The following is a 2166-nucleotide window of genomic DNA, read 5'->3' as shown; positions in this document are numbered from 1 at the left end:
GGCGGGGCGGCACCAATGCGTGCCGCGCCCGTCCGGGTGCAGCACGAAGCGCAGGAACTCCGCCGTGGGCTGCCAGCCGCCCTCCGGCACGCCGCCATGCGCCAGCGCCATGCGGGCGGCCAGCTTCCACCAGGCGTTGAAGATGAGCGGCTGCGGCCGGTCCACCGCCATCTCGCCCTCCCAGCCCAGCAGCAGGTCGCGCGCCACGCCGGCCGGGCCGCCGGGGCGGGGCAGGGCCAGCAGCACCGGCAGCACCTCCCGCGCGAACAGGCTGGTGGCATCCTGCTGGATCGCCGCCTGGTCCTGCGGCGTGTGGCGCCCGCGCTGCGCCAGCAGGCCGTGGATGCGGCGGAAGCGCCAGTCGCCATGCCAGTCGCGGCCGAGATAGGGCTCCGCCCCCTCCGGCTGCACGCGGTTGTTGGCGTTCACCAGTGCGCCGCCGGCGGGGCGCTCGGCATGGGGCAGCGCGTCGAAGGGCAGGAAGCCGGCCCAGTCATGGCTGCCATCCCAGCCGGGCGCGGGCAGGCTGCCATCGCCGGCGCGGCGCAGCGGCGTGCGGCCGGTGAGGTACATGGCGATGCCGCCCGCCGCGTCCGCCACCATCAGGTTCTGCGGCGGCGCGGTGATGCGGGCGGCCGCCGCCCGCGCCGTGGCGAGGTCGCCCGCGCGGTTCAGCGCCAGCAGCCCGGCGGCGGCGCTGTCGCCCGGCTCCAGATTGGCCATTTGCACCGCGAGCACCGTGCCGTCCGCCGGGCTGCCCTCCAGGTCGGAGATCACCGGGCCGTGCCGCGTCTCGCGCACCCGCAGCACCTGCTCCTCCTGGCCGCGGATGGCGATGCGCTCCTCCCGCACGGTGAAGGGGCGGGGGCCGTCCGGCGTCTCGTAGCCCTCGGCGCCGGAGAGGCGCTCGATGAACAGGTCCTGCGTGTCGGAATGGGTGGTGGTGAAGCCCCAGGCCAGGCTCTCGTTGCGGCCGACCACCATGAAGGGCACCCCCGGCGCGGTGGCGCCCGCCAGGAAGCGGCCGCCCGGCAGCTCGATCCGCGCCAGGTACCACAGGATCGGCGCCTGGAAGCCGAGATGCGGGTCGGACGCCAGCAGCGCGCCGCCGCTGGCCGAGCGGGCAGGCGCCAGCGCCCAGGCATTGGAGGCGACATTGGGCAGCGGCGCATCCTCGGGGAAGCGCGGCAGGGCGGCGGCGAGGCGCGCCATCCGCCCCGGCTCCAGCAATCCCGGCTCCAGCGCCGCCTGCCGCTCCGCCGCGCCATCGGGGCGGCCGGGGCTGTCATCGGCCGGCCACAGCTCGGCCAGCCGCGCGGGCGGCAGCAGGGCGGCGAGGCGGGCGCGGTCCAGCTCCGTGCGCCAGTTGTTGGAGAGCCACAGCCCCATGGTCTTGGCCCAGAGCAGCGAATGCGCCGGCTGCCACGGCTCCGGCACGCCGAGCGCCAGGAATTCCGGCGCGGCGAGCCGGCCGCGCGCGCCGATCCAGGCGTTCACCCCCTCGGCATAGGCCTCCAGCACGGCGCGCGTGTCGGGCGGCAGGGCGTCGTAATCGGCCTCGGCGCGCTGGCGGAGGCCCAGGGTGCGGTGGAAGCGGTCCAGCCGCAGCGCCGCCGGGCCGGCGATCTCGGCCAGGCGGCCGCTGGCGTTGCGGCGCATCAGCTCCATCTGGAACAGCCGGTCCCGCGCATGCAGCCAGCCCAGCGCGCGCGCCGCATCCGCCTCGGTGCGGGCGGTGATGCGGGGGATGCCGTGCGAATCCTCCACCACCTCCACCGGGGCGGAGAGGCCGGGCAGGCCGATGCGCCCCGCGCGCGGGGGCAGGCTGGCCCAGAGCAGCCCGGCCGCGCCGAGGCCGGCCAGAATCAGGATCAGGGCGGCGGCGATCAGGCCGCGACGGAAGAAGCGGCGCAGCCGGCCGGGGCGTCTCTGCATGCTTCCCGATGTGGGGCGGAAGGCGCGCGGCCACAGCCCGGCTTGCGCCGTTTCACGCCTGCGTGAAGAGTGGCGCGATGCGCCGCACGCCCGAGACACGCGCCGCCGCCACGATGCGCGGCCAGCAGGCGGAGGAAGCCGTGGCCGCCCGGCTTGAGGCGGCGGGCTGGGCGGTGCTGGCGCGCCGCCTCCGGGGCGCGCGCGGCGGCCCCGCCGGAGAGATCGACCTCG

The 2166-nt window shown here is 77.0% G+C and carries 1 protein-coding gene; it reads right to left on the bottom strand.

The window, feature by feature from the left end:
• Window positions 1-1935: penicillin acylase family protein (locus tag ACZJYS_RS24085; protein WP_493180612.1), on the bottom strand; the 1935-nt coding region annotated here is incomplete at its 3' end.
• Window positions 1936-2166 lie beyond the last annotated feature (231 nt).

It is taken from the genome of Roseomonas sp. TS2 (genome assembly GCF_058833935.1).
Note: the sequence above shows the minus strand (reverse complement) of the source record. Positions and strands in the feature narration are given on the sequence as shown.